Genomic DNA, 17,287 nt, shown 5'->3' with positions numbered 1-17,287 from the left:
AAGTAGCTTAGAAACTCGCTCTACTTTTTCTTTCTTCTAGCTTCTCTGTTAGGAATTTTTATATTAGAATCTATTACCAGACTTACAACGCCATCTTCAGCTAATTCCATAAGTTGTTCTTCAAGCCTAGTCATTTTTACTGTGTTAATTGTAAGCAATTCAATGATTTTGCTTATAGCAAATATTATTAAAGTTAAAACTATGCCTAAAAATAATATACTTAAACCAACTAACCACTTAAATTTAATAAAGGAAATTATAGCCGCAATTATTGTAATTAATAATGTAATAATTCCTAATAAATTCATAACTGCTTCCACAGCTCTTCCCGCTACTATCTCTTCTCCGAAACTGTAATTATCTTTTTCCTCATCTAAATCATATTTCTTTTCATTATCATCTGTTTCATACTGTATTTTTTCTTCTGACATAATTTCATCTCCTTTTCTATTTTCCACAACATTTTTTATATTTTTTGCCACTGCCGCATGGACAAGGATCATTTCTACCAATATTAATTTCTTTTCGTATAGTTTTACTTTCTCGTTCCTTTTCTTTTATTCTTTTTTCTATCCTTTTAAAGGATTCCATATATTCTTTTGGCATATATTTTTTAAAATCAATATTAGCATAAAATGTTTTTTCTATAAAATCTTTTTCAGCAGTATAATCATTAACATCTATAGAATCTGCCTTATTCCATATACATACAAAATTATATTTCCATGATTCTTCATTCATAGACTTTAAGACCAATTTCCTTTTTTCTTCAATAATTTGTAAACTACTTTCATAAGCCTCTTGAGAAATTAATTTGTACTTATATAAAAAATCATACACATAATGAATACCATAACCTATTTTAAAAGCTCCTAACCTATCAAGTGATAAAAATTGAAATTGGCTTCCTAAATATTCATCATACTTCTCATCATCAATAAAAAAATATTCATCAAAAGCATACTCTTCATTTTTTATCTTGCGGTTTTCTACAGTATTTTCTATGGCTGAGTACCATAAATCACTACTTACATTAAAACTTATATTTTTTTCATCCATCATATACTTGCAAAAATATAATTCTAATCTTTGAATATTTTCTTTTTCATCATATTCAAACTCTCCACTTTTTATAATTTCAAAGTTAGCCATATCACTTTTTAATGTTTCAACAATCATATTATAATGTTTAGTAATATCCAAATCATATTTTCTTAAAAATTCTAATATATTCTCTTGATTAATTAAATTTTCTTTCTTTATCTCTGTATACATTTCCTGTATTTTATACATAAGTATAAATTTTGAGAGTTCACCTTCTACATTTCCAAATAATTTATTAGAGTTCTTTACAGAAAAATATATTTTTTCACATATATCCACTGCTACATCATCATATCCGTAACAACATAATTTGTTTATCATAGGAATTAAATAATCAATTGAATCTATTGGATTGTTTATAAAACTTTTTAAATGTAAATTTAATTTTTCTTTATCTTGCTTAAATAAATAATAATCTATAAATTTATTGTCTATAAAATAAAACTCTTCATTAATTAAGTTTTCGTTATTTTCCACTATATCATTATACACTTTAAACATTTTTTCATAATCTTTTCTTTCCATAAAATCATCAAATAATTCAATTATAAAACCAACAAAGTCTATTTCTTTAACAAACTCTTCAGACAACGACTTCTTTAATGTCTCCATAATATATTCATCTTTCTCCTTAGTGCTTAAATCCATATATGTTTCATACCATAACTCAGCATTATTAATGTTAATCATCACTTACACCATTCCTTTCTGTTTATTATTTTATGAATCTTGACTTAATATTGTATAAACTCATATTTCTATTCCTTAATTATATAATAATAATTATCTTTATTATTATATAATACCAACGTTTATATGTCTTTCTCAATGTATTTTTATTATAACCATTAATTTCACATAAAAGTTCTAGTAAAATCATTAATCACATTTTCTTATTTTAAAATTAGTATTATAATATTTTATATAGATAAACTCTAAATTTAGTCTGATATCTTTTATTATCTTAGGATTAAAAATTATTATCTAAAAATATAGCTATGATTATCCCACAAAAAGCATTACATTACCTGAATTATGAAATTTCTCTGGAATGACTTGCATAAGAAGCGAAGGAACTGTTTAAATTTAATTTTACAAATTCTTCTTTTAGACAGATAAAATTATCGTAACCCTTAAAAGGACGCCAGGCTAGCGAACCTGAGGCAGGATGCTGAATGTGAGCGTTAGATAATTTTATATGGCTAAAAGATTAGAATTTCTTAAATTAAATTTATTGTTCCGAGCTCTTATGCAAGTCATGGAGGAGAAATTTCATAATTCCATCACATTATACCTTATTGTGGTTTAATCATAGCTATCATTAAATTCTTTTTTAGAAGAGCTGGCAGATATTATGGAAGTTATATTTTCCCTTGGTAAAAATTTAGGCTATTCTGAGAAGGATCTTTTGGATAAATGCTACCATAAGAGAAGTGAACGCGGTGGCTTCGATGAGAATATAATATTGGAAAAAGTTTATGATTAAAAGGACAGTTAACAAGTTTTTCATAAAACTTGTTAACTGTCCTTGTTTTATTTACTTCTATATCTCTACAGTATGAATATCCTTTTTACCTACCATAATAATCAATACTTTCTTTAAATCATCATCTCCAAGTTCTTCTTGAACCATTTTACTTTTTCCAAACCTTCTAGGTCTCATAAAAAAATTATAAGGAGCGTATCTATCTAATAATTCTATATAAGAAGTTTTATCTACATAAAGGTAATCTTCCTCCCTTAAAACTTCAAAATTGGAAATGCCATAGGGTATTCTTTTCATTTACTCTCACTCCTCAATCCTAAATAGTTTCCACTTATACATTTATTTTAAATACTAATTTTTTTGCACTACATTCTACCCGCAGTTGATACATTGAAGTAAGGGATTCTTAGTTAAATTCACCTAAACTTTATATACAATCTGCTTATATTCAATAGTATACCCTATATTTAATATCCTTTGAACAAAATACTTTAAAATATATTTCGTAACTTTCGGTATATTACAGCTGCTTCTATTCCTCCGCTCTAATATTTTCAATTATATTTCCCTTGTTTATTTTTCTTAAAGGTATATAGGTAGCTGCAAGGGAAATGACTATGGCTCCAAGAGCAGCTGCTAAAATTTGCTTTCCAGGGAATACCCACTGAAAGTCTCTGAAATTGCTCATTAGTGTAAATAATTTATATGAAAGTACTGTTCCTATGACTGCTCCATATAGTGATGCTATTACACCATAGCATATTCCTTCAATACAAACCATTTTGTTCATTTTAATTTTATCCATGCCCACTGCCATCATCATTGCTAATTCTCTTTTTCTAAGCATTAAATTTGTACTTATGGTATTTATAATATTTAAACACCCTATTAGACTTATTACTGCTACAAAGCCATATAAAAATATATTGATTACTATAGCTTCATGCCTATTTTGTTTTGATTGTTCTGCAGCATCTATATACTCATATCTAGGGTCCTTTTTACTTAATGTCTTTAAGTAATCTGCTACATTACCTTTATCACAGTCTTTCTTTAACTGCACAAACAATCTTTCAATATGATTATTTCCAGTAAGCTTTTTATATACCTGTTCAGAAGTTATTAAACTTATTTCACCATTAAGGTTATACTCATTACCTAAAATACCCTTTTCTAAAATTCCTACAACCTTAACAGTTTTAACATTCTTTTGGTCATGACTTTTATTATTTTCTGGGTGATTTTCATTAAAAATTTTAATTTCATCCCCAACCTTAAAATCTACTACATCCAGCATAGTAGTTTTTCCGGTATCTTCATCATTTAGACTATTTGTCTTCATGATTATTACTCCATTTTCACTATTTAATTTTTCTTTGTCTACAGTACCTTCCTTAAGATATTTTTTAAGCTCAGGTAATACATTATCTCCATAGGAAATCAAAATATTATTATCAAGAAGTAAATTTTCTTCTTTTATTCCGCTTTTTAAATGAGGTCTTAACTCCAATAATTTAGGATTCACTTTTTCCTTAGGCACTGGAATGACTTTACTGTTTGTCATAACTTTATATACTTTTTCTACATCTTTAAGTTTTCCAATTTCATCACAAGTAGAAACACTTATTTCTTTATTTGCATTTTCATTTCTCCACACCACAAAATCCTTCATATCTTTTTCCTTTACTACTCCCATTTTAAATACAAGACTTGCAAAGCTTCCGAAAACTATATAAAGTACTATACTCACAACTAATGAAAATACTGTAACTCTAAATTTCTTTTTATTTCTTCTAAGGTTTTTATAGGCAATTTGTCCCTCTATTCCAAAAATCCTATTAATTATTTTATATTTTCTAACCTTTTTTAGATTTTCTTTCTTTAAGCTCCCTGTATTTCTTGCAGCCTCCAGAGCTGAAACTTTAGAAGCTTTTTTAGCTGGTCCTATGGCAGATAAGTAAATTGTAACTAATCCTAATATAACGCCTATTATAAATACAATAGGTGATACAACTATTTTTATTTTTTCCTTTACTAACATATTCACTATGTGAATTACTATTTCCATAGCTACTACTCCACTAGCAAGTCCTAAAGGTATACCTATGACACTTAAAATCAATGCCTCTTTTAAAACCAATTTTTTTATCTGCTTTGGTGAAGCTCCTATACATCTGAGTATTCCAAATTGTGAAATTCTCTCTAAAACGGATATGTTAAGTATATTATATATAACCGCTGCAGTGCTTATAATAATTAAAACTATTATAAATGCCGTCACAGTTATTAATCCTTTATTTGTAGAATCCTTTAAACTTTGAGCATATAATCTTAAGAGGTTCTCGTTATATTCAATTTTATGATTCTGTGGATTTTCTGATGTTCTTCCTCCTTGAATATTTAGATTTTCAACTATTTCTTGAGATTTTTCATGTACTTCCTTCACTGATTTCATCTTTGCATATACTTCATATTTCTTATCTTTTGATAGATTTTTTTCATCTAAAAAAGTAATTCCTCGAGTATAGTAACCGCCTGGCCATGAAAATTTAGGTTCAGTAATACCCACTATTGTATACTCTTTTTCTCCTGTTTTAGTAAAGGTGTCCCGAGCTTCTCCGGATTTATCATTCTCATTCATTTCCTTTACTTTTCTGATGCCCATGTCTAATTTTATATTATCTCCAATCTTAGGTTTTCCGGGTAAATAATCAAGTGCCCAATATTCTAGTATTATTTCATTTTCCTTCTTTGGAAGCCTACCATCTTTTATTTTAATAGGAATCATCCGTAGTGCTCTGTTATCATAGGCTTTTATATCTAAATATCTCCTCGAAAGAGCTATAGGATTATTATCCCTTTCCTCCTTACTTACAGCTGATACTATTCCTGTACCAACTTCATTAGTTACTGATATCTTGTCAATATCTACATTATTGTTTATTTTATCAATCTTTTCCCCATCTACTTGTATGAATTTTGAGTGATAATGCCCCGTTTCCTTTATAACATCATCTATCCATTTTCCTCTCATAGTTACTAACATTGTACCTATAGCTGTGATAAGCGCAACAGATAGAACTATTCCTATTATTGTAAGTATAGTCCTTTTCTTTTGCCCTTTTAAATATCTATATGTGATAGAACTATAATTTCTCATGCTCCCATCACCTCATCTTTAAATATGCTCCCATACTCCATTAAGTTTTTCCTCCCTATTTTGAAATATTATTTTGTTTCATGTGCCGCATCTATTTTGTGCTTCTATATTATTATAAAATTTCAAACTTACAGGAAGGTGTTTTTTATCTTACTAAATAGTAAGGTTTCTATATTATGGTCTTTAAAAAGGTGATATCAAACTTACTTCCTTTCCCCCTTTTACTTGTGACCCATATACTTCCTCCTTGGTTTTCTATAATAACTTTAGTAAGTGCTAGTCCGATACCTACACTTTCTGCATTTACAGAATTACTTCCCTTATAAAATCTTTCAAATATATGAGGTAAATCTTTTTTATCTATCCCCTCTCCATTATCCTCAATGGTAATCCTACTAAACAAAGGAGTTTCTAAGACATTTATTTTTATTTCTCCCCATTCTTTTGTATGTTCCATGCAGTTTTTTATAATATTTAACATTGCCTCCGTTGTCCATTGTTCATCAGCATAGAAATGCACATTATCCACATCACCAGTTATAGTTATCTTTTGGTGCTTTTCATCGCTTTTAAATTTTAAACTACTTAAGGCTCTCTCAATACAATTTATTGCAAGTATATTTTTCTTTTGAAAACTTATGGCTTGAGCTTCAAGCCTCGCTATTTTTAACAAATTTATTATTAGCCATTCCATCCTATTTAATTGAGACTGGCTTTTTTCTAGAAAATCTATTTTTATATCTTCTTTCATTTCCTTGCGAGTTAGTAGAAGTTCATTAATTGTAAATAATGACGTTAGTGGAGTTTTTAATTGATGGGATATATCTGAAATTATATTTTTTAAAAAAACCTTATCTTCTTGAAGCTTATGTAGACTTAATTTAAGTCTTTGAGACATTACATTAAAATTATGAGCTAAAATTGAGAATTCTCCTTCCTTGCCCTCATCGAATACTAAGCTATAATCACCTTCTATAACTTTTTCTGAGGCAAGTGATATATCTTTTACTTTTTTAAATATCTTTTTATATTCTAATATAACTATATAAATTAAAAACATAAAACCAAGTACAAATACTGAAATATATTTTACTTTAAAGCTTCTATAAAAGTTTTCAAGTAGCGGCTGAGAGGTTACTTTCATGCTTTCATAGTACCCATACTGTTTTAATATTTTCTTTCCCGTAATTACCTCCGTTTCCGTAGGTTTTTTTGTTACATATTTTATAATTTTATTTTCCAGCTCAGGGTGCTCATATAATATCTTTCCTATCATAATAGAATTTTGGTTTACTATGTTTGTATTTAATTTATTAAATTGATAACCAAAGAATATATATGTAATCCCTGCAAGTATGCTTTGAACTATTAAAATTTTTATAATTATGCTTTTCATTTCAGGATTTTTTAAAGTTGACTCCATATTCCTACCCTCCAAATATAGCTTTTTCTTAATTACTCACCTTGTAATTCCATTTATACCCTAATCCTCTATGAGTAATTATATATTTAGGTTCCGCTGCATTATCCTCGATTTTTTCTCTAAGTCTTCTTATATATACTGAAAGAGTATTGTCATCTACAAACTCACCTTCACTATCCCATAATTCTTCTAATATAATATTTCTACTTAGTATTTGATTTGGATGCTTTATAAATATTAAAAGCAGTCTATATTCTAGTGCTGTAAGTACTACTTCTTCATTATTTTTTTCAACTTTCCCTTGTAGTGTCTGCACTCTTATATCTCCAGAAAGCAATAAATCTGAGTTATTTAAGACTCTTTTATTACGTCTAAGTATAGCCCTAATCCTTGATATTAACTCTTTTATTCTAAAAGGCTTGGTTATATAATCATCAGCTCCTATGTCCAATCCTATAACCACATTAGCTTCTTCATCGCAGGAGGTTAAAAAAATTATGGGTACGTCAGATATATTTCTTATTTCCTTACAAAGCTCATATCCATTGCCATCTGGAAGTATTACATCTAAAATTATTAAGTCAAAGCTTTCTTCTTTAAAACTCTCCTTAGCCTTTTTTACATTTCCCGCACACTTTACACTAAATCCTTCACCCTTTAGTGTATATTCTACGCTATATGCTAATATGCTATCATCTTCAACTAACAATATGCTGCTCATGCTGTACCCCCTCCAATATAGTAAATAAAGCACATTCAAATAAATAATAAGTAAGTATGCTAATCTAGTTTACATCATACTGAATCAGCAGAACCTGCTGATAGCCTTACCAAAGACGGAACCTGTTTCCTCATCTTACATAAAATGCATCAGCATCTTTAACTTGTTACTTCTTTTTATGTACCTAAATTATATCATGTGTTACTATTTAATTCTCTTTTAATATAATACTTCCTTTTTATGATGGTTTAATAACCTATAAAAAACTTATCCATAAAGGTATGAGTTTCCTATTTTCATCCTTGACTTGTTATTTCTTTTCATGTAACTTATAAAAGATAATTTTTTATATAACTTTAAACAAACTTCAAAATAAAAGCTCCCACCATGTGAGAGCCTTTTATACTATTTTTTAGCATTATTTATTTTTTCTGATAACTTCTCATTTTTTTCCTTCATTGTTTGGAGTATAGAATGAAAACTGCTCTTAACCTTTTGAGCATCTTTATCTTTTACAGCTTCATTCAAATCCTCCCACTTTTTCTTATTAGTTTCTTTCATGTTTTGCCTATTTTTAAATTTTTCTTTGAGATTTTCTCCTTGATTATCTTCCTTTTCTGGTTTACTTTCTCTTAATTTTGTCAATAATTTCTTCCTTTCATTACTGACCTTTTCCCACTGAGATTTAGTTCCTGGAACTATTTTATCAGCTTTATCTATGAGCTCATCTCTATCTTTCATTCGCTTTTCCATTCTTTTTTGGAATATTTCATGCTCATCTTTACAATCTGGACATTTTTTTTCCTCATTCTCTGGCTCACTATATATTTTGCAGCTTGCAACTAAATTATTGTTTAAATTAGCCATGCCATAAACAGCTGTTGGTGCTATAAGTGTCCCCGCCAATATAGATGACAAAACAATATTTCTCCAATTCAACATAAAAATTTCCCTCCAATTTATACATTTTGTATATGACACAAAACTATATTTTATTATTCACATTCTCCTTTAGTTTTGTACTTAGTGAAATATTTTATGTGTTAATATATGTGGTAAATTTAGCAAAAAAACAAAACAGTAAACACCTTTATGTTACTTACTGCTTTGTTTTTTATTATTATATTATTACACTAAATTCTCCTCAACTTACTTGCGCTGAAGCGAGAATTCTTGGTTAAACTTATTTTCAGTAAATTTTACTCCACTTTTCTCAATTTTTTAAACTATGGCCTTACTATCTTGCAGCCATGTTTCTACATTCCTTTTCACAGGTACGGCATTGTTCCGCACACTTTTGGCAATGATCGTCTTTGAACACTGCACATTCTTGTGCACAACTGTTACAAATATCTGCACAAAGACCGCAGTGTTGTTTTGCAAATTCACCACTCATTGACATAATTGCTGCTGACATACTACACATTTTGCCACATTCAACTAAAATTTTTATGCAATTTTTTCTTGCAATCACGTCTGTCTCTTGTAAGCAAGCATCAAAACATTCAAAGCATGCTTGAGCACACTTTCCGCAAGCATCTATACAAGCTTGTTATTTGTCAGTTACGTTAGTTACTACACCCATTTTAAACACTCCTTTTAATATATTTTCATTTACAAATATATTTTGGTTAAAAGTAATGTGCTTTATTCAAATAGTAAATGGAATAATTAACACTCTACTTATATTTCATAAAACTCATAATTGTTTTATACATAAATTAAAATAAGAGTCAAATATTAACTAAAAATTGATATAATATTATAAGGGCTATTTATTAATTCAAGTGAATTACCACAGACACAAGCAATGGTGGTTTTCACAAGTTTTCTATAAAATATAAATTGTGGGGGTGTCCTATGCGTAAAAAATTAATTTTCAAAATACTAGGTATTGCCTTAATTGTTAGCTTTATTTATTTAGCATCACCTAAATGGGGTTCTTTTTATAACTTAATTTTAAAGCAATATAAAAATGGTAAATTTACTGAAGCGTCCATTACTATTGCGCCAACTGAGGAATCAAATTACAAAACAATTAAATGTACTGATAAAAATAACCTTAATGAAATAGTAAAATATCTAAAAAAATTAAGAATTATTGAACTGAAAAACACAAGACCTCATAATCTACAAAATCCATATAGTATTGAATTATATTTTAAAAAAGATGATGGCTCAAATATATTTAATTATACAGTAACCATAAGAACTTATGATAAAAATTTAAAAATTATCAATGTTCGTGATCAATATGGCTCGAAATATTATAAAATCACAAATGATGAATTTAAAACTAGTAAATTTAACTTACAATATATTAAAAACATAATAGAAAATAAGCAGTAAGTAACTTTGTGTTACTTACTGCTTATTTTCTATATTACCATTTCATTATATATCTTTTTTCTTTTCCCATAATAATCATTTATTTCTATAACTGATGGATATTTTTCAATGATTATTCTTGCTGGTATTCCCACTGCGGTGGATCCTTTTGGTATATCTTTTAAAACTACTGCATTGGCTCCTACTTTTGCATCCTCTCCAATTAATATTGGCCCTAGAACCTTTGCGCCACTGCCTATAGTTACATTATTTTCTACTGTAGGGTGTCTTTTGCCTTTGTCTTTTCCTGTGCCCCCTAGTGTAACTCCATGATATAAGGTTACATTGTCCCCTATTTCAGCTGTTTCTCCTATAACAACACCCATACCGTGATCAATGAACAGTCCCTTGCCTATGGTGGCTCCTGGGTGTATTTCTATTCCAGTGAAAAATCTTGATAGCTGTGATAGAAATCTAGCTACGAAGAAGAATCTTTTTTTATATAAAAAATGTGCTATTCTGTAGTGTATAACTGCGTGGATAGATGGATATAAAAAGAAAACTTCCACCATGTTTCTTGCAGCTGGGTCTTTATCCATAGCATTTTTCAAATCATATTTTAATAATCCAAATGGATTTCTCATTTAATTCACCTCCATTATATACCAATTACATGATTATCCCACAATAATTATTACATTACTTGAATTATAAAATTTCATAATTCCCCACGTTGTACCTTTTTATGGTTTAATCATATAATCCCATAGAAAGATATTTTTCTCCTCCATCTGGAGCTACTGTAACAACTTTTTTGCCCTTGCCTATTTCCTTGGCAATTTTTATGGCTGCTGCAATGTTTGCTCCTGAGGATATTCCTACTAAAATTCCTTCATATTTTCCCATTTTTCTTGCATATTCAAAGGCTTCTTCATCAGATACAGTAATGACTTTATCTACTAATTCACCCCTGTAGATGTCGGGTATGAATCCTGCTCCTATGCCTTGTATTTTATGAGGTCCTGCTTCACCGCCAGATATTACAGGAGATTTTTCAGGTTCTACAGCTACAATTTTTATATTTTCTTCATATTCTTTTAGTTTTTTACCTATTCCCATCACAGTTCCGCCAGTTCCAACTGAAGCTACAAATACATCTATATCTTTTAAATCTTCTATTATTTCCTCTGCTGTGGTTTCGTAGTGTTTAAGTGGATTGGCCTCATTTATAAATTGCTGAGGTATAAAGTACCCCTCTTTATCCTTCGCTATTTCCATGGCTTTTTCTATGGCACCTTTCATTCCCTTGCTGCCTTCTGTAAGAACTAGTTCTGCACCATAGGCCTTCATCATATTTCTTCTCTCTATACTCATGGTCTCTGGCATTACTATTATCACTTTATAACCTTTTAACTTTCCTATCATAGCAAGGGCTATGCCGGTGTTGCCGCTAGTTGGTTCCACTATAGTGTAGCCTTCTTTTAAGGTACCTTCTTTTTCTGCCTTTTCTATCATGCCAAGAGCAGCTCTGTCCTTTATGCTTCCGCCTGGATTGTATTTTTCTAGCTTTACATAGACCTCTGCCATGTTTTCTTCTACCATATTATTAAGTTTAAATAAAGGTGTTGCACCTATCATATCTATTACATTGTTATAAATCATAATTTATCTTTAGCGAGAAAATGCATTATAATTACTAAAGACCATATAAATAAACAATTTTATGGCACAATAAACTTCATTATAAATACACAAGCCCACTAAATTTTCACTCCCTTCATATATACTTTATACATTTATTTAAATCTTGCTTCTGTTTACTTTATACATATAATGCATTCACTATATGTTATTCCACTGTTGTGGACGTTTCCTTTGTTTACTCACATTAAAATAGAAAAATGCTTTCATTAATTACTTTATATATAAATTATTATTCATAGTAAACTCTCTGTTTTATTTGGAAATCCCTTAGAAAATCAAAAAACTCCCTCTCTAAATAATAGAGACGAAGTTATATCCGCGGTTCCACTCTAATTGGATTTCTATAAATAAAAACCCCAGCTTCCTTTTCAAGCACAGCGCTATGCTCTATCACTGTAACGGGTGAACCCGGTGTAGCCTACTAAATAAGTTCGGTACACAACTCCAAAGGGCACTTCACATAAACTTCATTTAGAAATCTTTCAGCAAATGATTTCCTCTCTGTAAAACTTTATTTACGTTACTTTCCTTCTTCAAGGTATTTCCGAGTATTTTACTATGAATTCTTTTTTTATTATTATATTCTTGAAAATTAAATTTGTCAACACATTTTACAAATAAATTGAAGTTATTTCTGGATAGAAACAAAAGTAGGCTGTTTACTTTCTATCTTAGCTTTATAGGTTGGAGTTTACTTTCTATTTTTACGTTAGGTATTGCTGGAATATTTGTTACGCCATATTTCAATACTGCTCATTGTGAATTCTATGAAGAATTAGCCTTAGGCACATTCAAATAAATAACAAGTCGGTATGCTAGTCTATTTTGCGTCATACTGCGTCAGCAGAACCCACCGATAGTTCTACTATCGGTGGGTTCTGCTTCCTTGTCTGACACAAAATATACCATCATCTTTTGCTTGTTATTTATTTCCATATAACTAACTACTGTTAGTTAAGGAAAAATTTATTATATCAAAGGGACTGTTGCATTAAAGAATTTACATACAGTATATTGTTCTAAAAATTTAAATCTAGCACAATATATCGTAGTATTTATTCTTAGTGCCACAGCCCTTTTATTTTAAGTTCTAAATATAACTTCTTCCTTACTAAACATATACCTTGCAAAGGATATAGATAAAGCAATGTAAACTGCCATCCATGCAAGCACTATTATTAAATGCTTTGCATTAAACATTCCCAAAATAAGTTCTTTTATAACTGCCGTGGCATTTACCACAGGGATGTTTAAGAATATCATAGACATATTTTTAGGTTCTATGAAGTAAGATGTAAAACCAAGCATTCCTATAAAGCTTAAAGGAGTCAAGTAAGTTTGAGCTTCCTTGAAGGATCTGGCGTAAATACTTATAGCAAGAGCTAGTGCTCCAAAAACCATAGTAAGAAGTACAGTTATTAATGCTATAATAAGCAAAGTTTTAGGCTCCATGCTGAATTTAGCTCCATCTACACCGTAATTAAAAGCTTCTGGTGAAGTTTTCATGGATATACCTAGTCCTGATATAAAAGCTATAGATGTTACTATTCCCATGGTAGTTATAGCTAAAAATTTACCCCAAAGTAGTGACATTCTGCTAGCTTGAGTAGTTAATAATGGTTCTAGTGTACCTCTTTCCTTTTCACCTGCTCCTAAATCTGTAGCTGAAGCTATAGGACCTGATGCAGCAAACATTATAAGCATCATAGGAAGAAGCAAGGATAACATCATTTTAGCTACTCCATTTTCCTTCTTTTCTGCAGATTTTATAACGGGATTTACAGGAGTTAATATAGATGTATCTATATTTTTAGCCTTAAGTCTAGCCCCTACTACAGCCTTAGAATACTGATCTATAATGGCATTTATTTCTGACATAGCCATAGTTGATTTTTGACTTGTATTGTCCATAGTTATAATAATATCCGCTTTTTTCTCTTCATTTACATTTTTATCAAAATTCTCTGGGATCTCTAGACCCAAAAGGATTTTCCCTTCCTTTACATCATTAAAAACATCCTTGGATTCCTTTAATTTTATATTCTTTTGAGATTTTATTAATTGCCCTAATTTACTATTTCCTTTATCAACTATTACTACATTCATTTCTTTTTTTACAGAATCCATATTGCTTTTCATTCCCTTTCCCATGAATCCAAAAATTATTGGATACATTAGAAGAGGTATTAATATAGCTGCTATTAAAGTTTTCTTATCTCTGAACATGTCTTTTAATTCTTTTTTATAAACAATAGACACTATATTCATTATTTATCACCTACCAGTCTTATAAATATGTCTTCCATACTCTTGCTTTGGTATTTGTCTTTAAAATATCCTATGGTGCCTTCTTCAATGATCTTTCCTTTGTTAATAATAATGATTCTGTCACAAAGTTTTTCCACTTCCTGCATGCTGTGACTTGAAAATATAATAGATTTTCCCTGTTCTTTGCATTGCAATATAAAGTCATGCACAAGCTTCGCAGCAGTTACATCTAGTCCTGTGGTAGGTTCATCAAATAGCATAACTGTAGGTTTATGCACAATAGATCTGGCAATAGAAACCTTTTGTTTCATACCTCTTGATAGTTTTCCTACTCTTCTGTCCATATACTCCTTTAACTCCAACTCTTCCACAAAGTAATTTATGCTGTCTTCAGCTTCTTTTTTGCTCATGCCATTCAGCTCAGCAAAATATCTTATATTTTCTCTTACTGTAAGTCTATCGTATAACCCTACATCTCCACCAAATAAAATACCTATTTCTCCTCTTACCTTTTGAGGTTTTTCTATAATACTGTAACCATTTATCTCCGCATTACCACCTGTAGGCTTTAACATAGTGGCAAGCATTCTCAATGTGGTGGTTTTACCAGCACCATTTTCTCCTAAAAGTCCTACTATTTCACCTTTATTTACTGTGAAGCTAGCACTTTTAACCGCTTGTACATCCTTGAAGCTTTTGCTTAAATTTTTAACTTCTATCACTTTCATACCCCCCTATCCTTAGGTTTATATTCTTCTTTAATTGTTAATTTTACAATAAGATATTTTAACTTAAATTGCAGTTTAATTTATAATAGGTAATATATAGCCAAGCTCTTGGTTATAAAAAATTGCCTCTGCTTTCGTATACCAAATTTTACAACCAATTATATTATACAGAAATGGATAATTCATTACAATTACCTTAAGTAACTGTATTTCATGACTTAAGTCACTTTTTACATAATATCTTATTATATGATTAACCCACAGTAAGGTACAAAAGGAAAATCATTCTTCCCTAGCATACTTGCAAACTAGCACTCTAATATCTAACACACTAATATATAATGTCTTAAATTTATGCCATGTACTAATATTTTTTTACAATTTTCTGTTGCTTATTCTTAATATATATATTAAAATAATAATTTTAAAACTTTTTTGGTTATTTCTCTGTTATTGTGGTATAATAGTAATAAGTAATAAAACACTCTTTATATATAATATAAAAAATCAACGTGTTTTAATTTAGGAGGATTTTTAATGAAAACAGGAACAGTTAAATGGTTTAATGCAGAAAAAGGCTTTGGATTTATACAAGTTGAAGGTGAAGATGACGTTTTCGTTCATTACACATCAATCCAAGGACAATCAGGAAGAAAAAGTCTTGATGAAGGCGATAAAGTAGAATTTGAAATAGAGCAAGGCGCTAAAGGCCCTCAAGCATCTAACGTTACAAGACTATAATTTAATAACTTAATAATTTATGAATTTTTAGCTTATTTTATATAGCGATATTCTTCCACCTTTTTTAAGGTGGTTTTTTATATGACTAAGAATATTTTATGTAAATTATGTAAAATTTTATATTTTAAAATTAAGGTTCATAACAAATAGAATCATTGCGGTTTCTTGTGATAACTATTTGAAAAATATACAGGAGGTCGGTAATTTTGAGAAAAAATTATAATATGAAAAAAACTATATCTACTAAGCGTTTCATTTCAGAATTAGGACAAAACTTTTCTGAACATATAAAAGCTAGACTTTTAGAGCTTGAATTAAGATGTGTTTTAACTCGTAAAGAAGAAAGTAACATACTAGATCTTAAACATGTAGAACACACAAAATACCCTTGCTCTTCACCTGAATGCGAAAAAGAATATGTATACGCTCAATTTATAGTTGAAGAGGATGAATTATACTTTTCAAATCAGTGTTTAGAAAATGATAAAGTAATGCAATCTCCTATTGTAAATACTGTATACAATACCCTAACTACTGAAAACAAAATCTTTGACAATGGCTCTAGTGGCAAGAAAATCGATGATAGCAATATTGACTATGTTGTAGACAGCTTATTATCTGTTTGTCCGGATGTTTCTAAAAGGTATATGGAAGTTCTACAACAAATGAGTTCTTACTAAAAACATACCCCAAAATGCTATTATGAAAATATTTTTCTGTATTTTCATAATAGCATTTTTAAATTATTAACCCTACTTACAATACTATTGCTTTCACCAGCTATTTCTGAACTATTCCATATAAAATTCATCTTTGTTTTTGTCATGAATTTAACCATTAATTGATAAAATTCTAGCAATTAGTATTACATATTTCCTACATAAGAATAATATTTCCCCTTAAATTATTTTTTTCATTATCACTATTATACTAAAATGTAAAATATACCCTAGAATCTTATACTTTTAACCTTATTTTATACTAACCGCGTTTGTAATTTCAATAAACTTACATATAATCCTTAAAAATTATTTAAGTAACCTGTTATTATTATAACAGTTTTTATAATTTCATGTATCAGTTATATAACAGTATCCTTTATGATGATTTTTTTCACCATATATATTTAAATTGCTACAAGTAATATTTATGCAACCATCAAAAAAATTTCACAAACCCATTGATCAATATAGATAATATTTAATTATTTTAATAATTAGCAACTGTAAAAGTAATGAATAGTACCCTACTTATCCAGTTTATTATATGCTATATTTACATTGAAATTCCAGCTAAATACTATAAGCTTGTTATTTTATTATTAAAGTAATCAACAATCCTCAGCTTATTTATCTTTATTTTTACATGTATCATATTAGTACAAAATCCGCTTACTTATTTTTACTATATCACTTTTTTATCTTAATTTGTAAAAAAATAGTCCTTTTTTATCATGTGAATGATACATTTTTTAAAAATTCATTCATTTTTTTAATAATATTGTAGAAATATTTTTTTCTTTGCTTTATACTGTATTATTATATATTTGAAGCTGTATTATATATTCTATGAAAAAACTATTTTTTTACACAGCTAGTTTCTTTCACTATAATTCAGCAAGAAA

16 protein-coding genes, 1 pseudogene and 1 other annotated feature are annotated in these 17,287 nt (G+C 29.0%); of the genes and pseudogenes, 5 read left to right on the top strand and 12 right to left on the bottom strand.

All coding sequences use genetic code 11. The features are described from left to right. Positions 1-20 precede the first annotated feature (20 nt). Both CC89_RS03120 and CC89_RS21395 read right to left on the bottom strand, forming a co-directional pair. Positions 21-458, bottom strand: coding sequence for a hypothetical protein (locus tag CC89_RS03120; RefSeq protein WP_185750661.1), 438 nt, complete (start codon positions 456-458; stop codon positions 21-23). Then, a complete protein-coding gene (locus CC89_RS21395) occupies positions 448-1,794 on the bottom strand; it encodes an SEC-C metal-binding domain-containing protein (RefSeq protein WP_353601173.1) in 1,347 nt (448 codons plus the stop codon). Before CC89_RS21395 ends, CC89_RS03120 begins: the two co-directional genes overlap by 11 nt. Before the next feature lie 664 nt (positions 1,795-2,458). On the opposite strand from CC89_RS21395, the gene CC89_RS20985 reads away from it, so the two are divergent. Then, a complete protein-coding gene (locus CC89_RS20985; RefSeq protein WP_353600925.1) occupies positions 2,459-2,590 on the top strand; it encodes a hypothetical protein in 132 nt (43 codons plus the stop codon). Positions 2,591-2,731: 141 nt separating this feature from the next. Here CC89_RS20985 and CC89_RS21390 read toward each other — a convergent pair. From CC89_RS21390 to CC89_RS03080, 6 genes and pseudogenes are all read right to left on the bottom strand, one after another. Further along, positions 2,732-2,887 (bottom strand): annotated as a pseudogene (locus tag CC89_RS21390) (AAA family ATPase); the annotation flags it as partial. A 235-nt stretch (positions 2,888-3,122) separates the two neighbouring features. Then, positions 3,123-5,750 (bottom strand): ABC transporter permease, encoded by a 2,628-nt coding sequence (locus tag CC89_RS03100; protein WP_035288924.1) that lies wholly within the window; start codon positions 5,748-5,750, stop codon positions 3,123-3,125. Positions 5,751-5,919: 169 nt separating this feature from the next. Further along, positions 5,920-7,173 carry a HAMP domain-containing sensor histidine kinase gene (locus CC89_RS03095; protein ID WP_035288921.1) on the bottom strand — a complete coding sequence of 418 codons (1,254 nt, stop codon included), beginning with the start codon at positions 7,171-7,173 and terminating at the stop codon, positions 5,920-5,922. 28 nt (positions 7,174-7,201) lie between these two features. Next, positions 7,202-7,894, bottom strand: a complete 693-nt coding sequence (locus CC89_RS03090; protein WP_035288919.1) for a response regulator transcription factor — start codon at positions 7,892-7,894, stop codon at positions 7,202-7,204. A 405-nt stretch (positions 7,895-8,299) separates the two neighbouring features. Next, complete coding sequence (locus CC89_RS03085) at positions 8,300-8,836, bottom strand: hypothetical protein (protein ID WP_035288916.1); 537 nt, start codon at positions 8,834-8,836, stop codon at positions 8,300-8,302. A 295-nt stretch (positions 8,837-9,131) separates the two neighbouring features. Next, positions 9,132-9,437, bottom strand: a complete 306-nt coding sequence (locus tag CC89_RS03080; protein ID WP_286161321.1) for a four-helix bundle copper-binding protein — start codon at positions 9,435-9,437, stop codon at positions 9,132-9,134. A 317-nt stretch (positions 9,438-9,754) separates the two neighbouring features. Here CC89_RS03080 and CC89_RS03075 point away from each other — a divergent pair, with 317 nt between their 5' ends. Further along, positions 9,755-10,243, top strand: a complete 489-nt coding sequence (locus tag CC89_RS03075; protein WP_035288914.1) for a hypothetical protein — start codon at positions 9,755-9,757, stop codon at positions 10,241-10,243. Positions 10,244-10,272: 29 nt separating this feature from the next. On the opposite strand, the gene epsC is transcribed toward CC89_RS03075, so the two are convergent. After that, positions 10,273-10,866 carry a serine O-acetyltransferase EpsC gene (gene epsC / locus CC89_RS03070; RefSeq protein WP_035288911.1) on the bottom strand — a complete coding sequence of 198 codons (594 nt, stop codon included), beginning with the start codon at positions 10,864-10,866 and terminating at the stop codon, positions 10,273-10,275. Positions 10,867-10,972: 106 nt separating this feature from the next. Then, positions 10,973-11,884, bottom strand: coding sequence for a cysteine synthase A (gene cysK, locus CC89_RS03065; RefSeq protein WP_035288909.1), 912 nt, complete (start codon positions 11,882-11,884; stop codon positions 10,973-10,975). Between the two features lie 339 nt (positions 11,885-12,223). Then, positions 12,224-12,472 (bottom strand) — a binding site (T-box leader). Between the two features lie 52 nt (positions 12,473-12,524). On the opposite strand from cysK, the gene CC89_RS19825 reads away from it, so the two are divergent. Next, a complete protein-coding gene (locus CC89_RS19825; RefSeq protein ID WP_081896946.1) occupies positions 12,525-12,725 on the top strand; it encodes a DUF975 family protein in 201 nt (66 codons plus the stop codon). A 284-nt stretch (positions 12,726-13,009) separates the two neighbouring features. On the opposite strand, the gene CC89_RS03060 is transcribed toward CC89_RS19825, so the two are convergent. Continuing rightward, on the bottom strand, positions 13,010-14,194 hold the full coding sequence (locus tag CC89_RS03060; RefSeq protein WP_035288907.1) for an ABC transporter permease: 1,185 nt from the start codon (positions 14,192-14,194) through the stop codon (positions 13,010-13,012). Continuing rightward, positions 14,194-14,916: an ABC transporter ATP-binding protein gene (locus CC89_RS03055; protein ID WP_035288905.1), complete on the bottom strand. Its 723-nt coding sequence runs from the start codon at positions 14,914-14,916 to the stop codon at positions 14,194-14,196. Before CC89_RS03055 ends, CC89_RS03060 begins: the two co-directional genes overlap by 1 nt. 543 nt (positions 14,917-15,459) lie before the next feature. On the opposite strand from CC89_RS03055, the gene CC89_RS03050 reads away from it, so the two are divergent. Beyond that, positions 15,460-15,663 carry a cold-shock protein gene (locus CC89_RS03050; RefSeq protein ID WP_035288903.1) on the top strand — a complete coding sequence of 68 codons (204 nt, stop codon included), beginning with the start codon at positions 15,460-15,462 and terminating at the stop codon, positions 15,661-15,663. 206 nt (positions 15,664-15,869) lie between these two features. Then, positions 15,870-16,343, top strand: coding sequence for a hypothetical protein (locus CC89_RS03045; protein ID WP_035288901.1), 474 nt, complete (start codon positions 15,870-15,872; stop codon positions 16,341-16,343). Positions 16,344-17,287 lie beyond the last annotated feature (944 nt).

This window comes from Clostridium sp. KNHs214, assembly GCF_000744935.1.
GTDB lineage: Bacteria > Bacillota > Clostridia > Clostridiales > Clostridiaceae > Haloimpatiens.
Note: the sequence above shows the minus strand (reverse complement) of the source record. Positions and strands in the feature narration are given on the sequence as shown.

Excerpts from the sequence above, each read along its gene's own strand:
- CC89_RS21395 (WP_353601173.1), bottom strand. The coding sequence starts at position 1,794 with ATGATTAACATTAATAATGCTGAGTTATGGTATGAAACATATATGGAT.
- CC89_RS20985 (WP_353600925.1), top strand. The coding sequence starts at position 2,459 with ATGGAAGTTATATTTTCCCTTGGTAAAAATTTAGGCTATTCTGAGAAG.
- CC89_RS03100 (WP_035288924.1), bottom strand. The coding sequence starts at position 5,750 with ATGAGAAATTATAGTTCTATCACATATAGATATTTAAAAGGGCAAAAG.
- CC89_RS03095 (WP_035288921.1), bottom strand. The coding sequence starts at position 7,173 with ATGGAGTCAACTTTAAAAAATCCTGAAATGAAAAGCATAATTATAAAA.
- CC89_RS03090 (WP_035288919.1), bottom strand. The coding sequence starts at position 7,894 with ATGAGCAGCATATTGTTAGTTGAAGATGATAGCATATTAGCATATAGC.
- CC89_RS03085 (WP_035288916.1), bottom strand. The coding sequence starts at position 8,836 with ATGTTGAATTGGAGAAATATTGTTTTGTCATCTATATTGGCGGGGACA.
- CC89_RS03075 (WP_035288914.1), top strand. The coding sequence starts at position 9,755 with ATGCGTAAAAAATTAATTTTCAAAATACTAGGTATTGCCTTAATTGTT.
- epsC (WP_035288911.1), bottom strand. The coding sequence starts at position 10,866 with ATGAGAAATCCATTTGGATTATTAAAATATGATTTGAAAAATGCTATG.
- cysK (WP_035288909.1), bottom strand. The coding sequence starts at position 11,884 with ATGATTTATAACAATGTAATAGATATGATAGGTGCAACACCTTTATTT.
- CC89_RS03060 (WP_035288907.1), bottom strand. The coding sequence starts at position 14,194 with ATGAATATAGTGTCTATTGTTTATAAAAAAGAATTAAAAGACATGTTC.
- CC89_RS03050 (WP_035288903.1), top strand. The coding sequence starts at position 15,460 with ATGAAAACAGGAACAGTTAAATGGTTTAATGCAGAAAAAGGCTTTGGA.